Here is a 5,917-nt window from a genome sequence, read left to right as displayed (position 1 = left end):
GCACCATGTAGTCCGGCAGCCGCGCCGCAAGATGGCCCCGCAACTCCTCCGCCCCGATCGCCGCGTCGCTCACATAATAGGCCACAAGACGCTTGTCGCCCGCGACATCCTCCCGCGCGATCACCGCGACATCGCGCACAGCCGCATGCTCCGACAGCCGCGCCTCGATCTCGCCGAGCTCGATCCGGAAGCCGCGGATCTTCACCTGGAAGTCATTGCGCCCGAGATACGCGATCGTTCCGTCTTNCACCTGGAAGTCGTTGCGCCCGAGATACGCGATCGTTCCGTCGCCAAGCCACCGCCCGAGATCCCCGGTCCGGTACAGCCGCGCTCCCGCTTCTCCCGAGAACCGGTCCTCCACGAACCGCTCCGCCGTCAGCTCAGGACGGTTCAGATAGCCCCGCCCCACCTGGACGCCACCGATATGGATCTCGCCCGCAACACCGATCGGTGCCGGCNCCCGAGATCCCCGGTCCGGTACAGCCGCGCTCCCGCCTCGCCGGAGAACCGGTACTCCACGAACCGCTCCGCCGTCAGCGCGGGACGGTTCAGATAGCCCCGCGCAACGCCGGCTCCGCCGATGTAGATCTCGCCGGCAACACCGATCGGTACCGGCTCGCCATGCTCATCCAGGATGTAGATCTGCGTGTTCGAGATCGGACGGCCGATATGCGCAGCGAATGGCTCGCCACGACGCATCAACACCGAGGTTGAATAGACCGTCGTCTCCGTCGGACCATATAGATTGCGTAGCAGCTCCACCTGCGTCGTTGCGAACAGTTGCTCTGCCAATGATCGTTTTAGNCCGCATGCTCCGACAGCCGCGCCTCGATCTCCCCGAGCTCGATCCGGAAGCCGCGGATCTTCACCTGGAAGTCGTTGCGACCGAGATAGGCGATCGTTCCGTCTTCAAGCCAGCGCCCGAGGTCCCCGGTCCGGTACAGCCGCGCTCCCGCCTCGCCCGAGAACCGGTCCTCCACGAACCGCTCCGCGGTCAGCTCGGGACGGTTCAGATAGCCCCGCGCAACGCCCGCCCCGCCGATGTAGATCTCGCCCGCAACACCGATCGGCGCCGGCTCGCCATGCTCATCCAGGATGTAGATCTGCGTGTTCGAGATCGGACGGCCGATTGGAACGCTCGCATCCGACGCTTCCTTTGCGCAGCGCCACGCCGTCACGTCCACCGCAGCTTCCGTCGGACCGTAAAGGTTATGCAGCTCTGTTCCTTCAAGCCGCTCCAGCAACCGCGCCGCCAAGACCGGGGGCAGCGCCTCGCCGCTGCACATCACCCGCTTCACGCTCGTGCAGCTACCGGCCTCCGCATACTCCACGAATATCTGCAGCATCGATGGCACGAAGTGCAGCGTCGTGATCCGCTCCCGCCGGATCACCTCCACCAGATAGGCTGGATCCTTGTGGCCCTCCGGCCGCGCCATCACCAGGCGCGCTCCCGCGAGCAACGGCCAGAAGAACTCCCACACCGACACGTCGAAGCTGAACGGCGTCTTCTGTAGCACCGCATCGCCACCATCGAGAGCGTAGGCGTCCTGCATCCACAGCAGGCGGTTCACCACCGCGCGATGACCGTTCATCGCGCCCTTGGGCGTGCCGGTGGATCCAGAGGTGTAGATCACATAAGCCAGATGGTCCGGCGTGAGACCGACCTCGCTCCGCGCCGGATTGCGCGCGGGCGCNNNAGCCGCGCTCCCGCCTCGCCCGAAAACCGGTCCTCCACGAACTGCTCCGTGGTCAGCTCAGGACGGTTCAGATAGCCTCGCGCAACGCCGGCTCCGCCGACGTAGATCTCGCCCGCAACACCGATCGGCGCAGGCTCACCATATGCATCAAGAATGTAGACCTTGAGATCCGGGATCGGTTGCCCGATCGGGCTCGCGCCGTGCCTGTCCGCATCGGCTGCCTGGAGCGCATAGTATGTGACATGGACCGTCGTCTCGGTGATCCCGTACATGTTGATCAGGCTCGTCGCCTGATTGGCCTCGCGGCGGTACCAAGACTTCAGGGCCGCAGGCTCCAGCGCCTCACCGCCAAAGATCACAGTGCGCAGATGATGTGTCTCCACCGCCTCGGCTTGAGCCGCGATCAATTGCCGGAACGCGCTCGGCGTCTGGTTCAGGACCGTCACCCGCTCGCGGCAGAGGAGGTGATAGAAGTCCTCCGGAGATCGCGCCGTCAGCTGCGGCACCACCACCAGCCGACCGCCATAAAGCAGCGCTCCCCAGATCTCCCACACCGAGAAGTCGAACGCATAGGAATGAAACAAGGTCCAGACATCGGCCGGGCCGAACTGGTACCAGTGCTCCGTCGCGTGGAAGAGCCGGGCAACGTTCCGATGCTCGACCATCACCCCTTTCGGCGTGCCGGTCGATCCGGAGGTATAGATCACATAAGCGAGATGGCTCGCCGCGAGCCCGACCTCGCTCCGCGCCGGATTGCGCGCGGGCGCATCGGCCCACTGCGCANATCCAGGATGTAGATCTGCGTGTTCGAGATCGGACGGCCGATATGCGCAGCGAATGGCTCGCCACGACGCATCAACACCGAGGTTGAATAGACCGTCGTCTCCGTCGGACCATATAGATTGCGTAGCAGCTCCACCTGCGTCGTTGCGAACAGTTGCTCTGCCAATGATCGTTTTAGCGGCTCGCCCCCAACATTGACCGTCCGTACCGTCTCTGGAAAACTCTCGTTCTTCAACAGCGCATCCAGTGCGGACGGGACGGTATTGAGAAATGTCACGTTCGACTGCTTCGTCAGCTCAAGCACGTTCCGCACGACATCGACCGCTCCGCCGACCGTCAGGGGGACAAACCATTCACAGATCGAGATATCGAAATTCAGCGAGGTCGACGACAAGGTCCGCGCCAAGGCCTCACCGACAAAGGCCGGTGCAGCCCACGCGATGAAGTTGACGACATTGCCATGTTCAACGGCGACCCCCTTGGGCTGACCGGTCGATCCGGATGTGTGGATCACATAAGCGAGATGATCCGGCGCAAGGCCCACTTCGCTCCGCGCCGGATTGCACGCCGGCGCCTCCGCCCATTGCGCCNNNAGGATGTAGATCTGCGTGTTCGAAATCGGACGGCCGATATGCGCAGCGAATGGCGCGCCACGACGCATAGCGACCCATGTCGAATAGGTCGTCGTCTCCGACGGCCCATATAGATTGCATAACAGCTCGACCTGCGTCGTTCCGAACAGTTGCTCTGCCAATGACCGTCTTAACGGCTCACCTGCAACATTGACGACCCGTACCGTCTCAGGAACACTCCCTCTCTTCAACAGTGCATCCAGTGCCGATGGAACGGTGTTGATCAACGTCACCCGCGACTGCTTCGTCAGCTCAAGAACATTCTGCACCACGTCCACGGTCCCGCCGACCGTCAGCGGAACAAAACATTCGTAGATCGAGAGATCGAAGTTCAGCGAGGTCGACGACAAGGTCCGCGCCAGATCCTCACCGACAAAGGCCGATGCAGCCCATGCGATGAAGTTGACCGCGTTGCCATGTTCAATGGCAACCGCCTTGGGCTGACCGGTCGATCCGGAGGTGTAGATCACGTAAGCGAGATGATCAGGCGCAAGGCCCACTTCGCTCCGCTCCGGATTGCGCGCCGGCGCCTCCGCCCACTGCGCCGCATCCANCGCCTCGATCTCCCCGAGCTCGATCCGGAAGCCGCGGATCTTTACCTGGAAGTCGTTACGACCGAGATACGCGATCGTCCCGTCGCCAAGCCACCGACCGAGATCCCCGGTCCGGTACAGCCGCGCCCCGGCCTCGCCCGAGAAGCGATCCTCCACGAACCGCGCCGCCGTCAGTTCGGGACGGTTCAGATAGCCCCGCGCAACTCCGGCCCCGCCGATATAGATCTCGCCCGCGACACCGATCGGCGCCGGCTCCCCATACGCATCCAATATGTAGATATGCGTGTTCGAGATCGGTCGCCCCAGAGGAATGCTGCCCGCACGTTCATCGACCTCGGTGATCTCGTGCGTAATGGCAAAGGTCGTCGTCTCCGTCGGTCCATAGCAGTGAATGAAATGCCGGGGGGCCGCGCCGCTGATGACTTTGCGGAAACATTGAGGATCGGCACGCTCGCCGCCCGTCAACAGGAAACGTAACCCGGCGAACAGTTGCGGAGACACTTTGACATAGTGGTTGAACAAGGACGTCGTCACGAAGAATGCCGTAACACGCTGCTGTTGGAAAGCATCCGACAACTGGAGCGGATCCAGCACCGCCTCCTGCTCGATCACGACGATGCAGCCGCCGTTCAGCAGCGGCGCCCAGACCTCCATCGTCGTCGCGTCAAACGCAGGATTGGCGGCAAAGGCAACGCGATCCGACGCATTGAAATCCGCATAGCCGTTGTTGATCACCAGACGCCCGATCGCCCGATGCGGAATCACCACCCCCTTGGGCGTCCCCGTCGAGCCCGACGTGTACATGATGTAAGCGTCGCTGCCGCTGTCCCGCGACACGCCGGGATTGGAGTCGTCTCCGGCAACTCGCAGGACATCCCCGACATCGATGCTGTGAACCTCAAGCCCTTCCGGCAGCACCGCGCCTCGTGCCGTCAGCACGAGGGATGCTTCGCAATCCTCGATCATGAACGAAAGCCGCTCCGCCGGATAGGCCGGATCCAGCGGCACGTAGGCTGCGCCGCATTTGAGGATCGCAAGCTCCGCAGCGACCAGATCGATCGAACGTTNNNCACGAACCGCTCCGCCGTCAGCTCGGGACGGTTCAGATAGCCCCGCGCAACGCCCGCTCCGCCGATGTAGATCTCGCCCGCAACCCCGATCGGCACAGGATCGCCATACGCGTCAAGAATGTAGATCCGCGTGTTCGAGATCGGACGGCCCAGTGGAATGCTGCTCGCACGTTCGTCGACCTCGGTGATCTCATGCGTAATGGCAAACGTCGTCGTCTCCGTCGGGCCGTAGCCATTCAGCAGATATTGCGGACGGCTGTGCCGGAGAACATGACGGATGCTCCGTGGATCCAGCACGTCGCCGCCCACCAACAGATAACGCAGTCGCCGGAAGACGCCACCGAGCAGCTCCGCATACTGCTGGAACAGACCCGCCGTGAGCCACAGAACCGTCACCCCGTCCCGCTCCATGACGCTGACCAGCCGCTCGGGCTCCAGCACCGACGCCTGGTCGATCACCACGACGCATCCGCCGTTCAACAGCGGCCCCCATACCTCCATCGTCGTCGCGTCAAACGCAGGATTGGCGGCAAAAGCAACGCGATCCGACGCATTGAAGTCCGCATAGCCGTTGTTGATCACCAGCCGCCCGATCGCTCGATGCGGAATCACCACTCCCTTGGGCGTTCCCGTGGAGCCCGACGTGTACATGATGTAGGCATCACTGCCGCTGTCCCGCGACAAGCCAGGATTGGAGGCGTCTCCGGCACCTCGCAGGACATCCTCGATATCGATCCTGTGGGCCTCAAGCCGTTCCGGCAGCACCGCGCCTCGTGCCATCAACACGAGGGATGCTTCGCAATCCTTGATCATGAACGCCAATCGTTCCGCCGGGACGTCGCGATCCAGCGGCACATAGGCTGCGCCGCATTTGAGGATCGCCAGCTCCGCAGCGACAAGTTCGATCGAACGCTCGATACAGATCGCCACCCGGTCGNGTCCGGCGTGAGACCGACCTCGCTCCGCGCCGGATTGCGCGCCGGCGCATCGACCCACTGCGCCGCATCCACGCCGATGTCGACCACCGGCATACGGGCGGCCGCTAGCTCGGCCTCCACCACCGGCAGCACATCCAGCGCGCCGCCGTCCACCAGCAGCGCCGCCGGCGCGCTGTCCTGAAGCATGAACGCCAGCCGCTCCGGCGGATAGGCCGGATCGAGCGGCACATAGGCCCCGCCCGC

3 protein-coding genes and 4 pseudogenes (1 of these 7 cut by a window edge) are annotated in these 5,917 nt (G+C 63.6%); all 7 read right to left on the bottom strand.

Annotation, left to right across the window (positions count from 1 at the left end; genetic code table 11):
• Nucleotides 1–762 (bottom strand): annotated as a pseudogene (locus tag HL671_RS39290) (AMP-binding protein) (its annotated part extends 253 nt beyond the left edge of the window); the annotation flags it as partial.
• 50 nt (nt 763–812) lie between these two features.
• A pseudogene (locus HL671_RS38915) lies at nt 813–1,652 on the bottom strand (amino acid adenylation domain-containing protein); the annotation flags it as partial.
• A gap of 131 nt (nt 1,653–1,783) precedes the next feature.
• Nucleotides 1,784–2,455: pseudogene (locus tag HL671_RS38910) on the bottom strand (AMP-binding protein); the annotation flags it as partial.
• Nucleotides 2,401–3,141: an AMP-binding protein gene (locus HL671_RS39285; RefSeq protein WP_470287769.1), complete on the bottom strand. Its 741-nt coding sequence runs from the start codon at nt 3,139–3,141 to the stop codon at nt 2,401–2,403. The pseudogene HL671_RS38910 and the gene HL671_RS39285, both read right to left, overlap by 55 nt.
• Nucleotides 3,130–4,731 (bottom strand): annotated as a pseudogene (locus tag HL671_RS37970) (amino acid adenylation domain-containing protein); the annotation flags it as partial. The pseudogene HL671_RS37970 and the gene HL671_RS39285, both read right to left, overlap by 12 nt.
• Nucleotides 4,629–5,615, bottom strand: coding sequence for an AMP-binding protein (locus HL671_RS08350; RefSeq protein WP_417903707.1), 987 nt, complete (start codon nt 5,613–5,615; stop codon nt 4,629–4,631). The pseudogene HL671_RS37970 and the gene HL671_RS08350, both read right to left, overlap by 103 nt.
• Nucleotides 5,546–5,917: AMP-binding protein (locus HL671_RS39060; RefSeq protein WP_335341768.1), on the bottom strand; the 372-nt coding region annotated here is incomplete at its 5' end. The genes HL671_RS08350 and HL671_RS39060, both read right to left, overlap by 70 nt.

Source organism: Bradyrhizobium denitrificans (assembly GCF_013179005.1).
Lineage (GTDB): Bacteria > Pseudomonadota > Alphaproteobacteria > Rhizobiales > Xanthobacteraceae > Bradyrhizobium > Bradyrhizobium denitrificans.
This window is presented reverse-complemented; position numbering and strand designations above follow the sequence as displayed.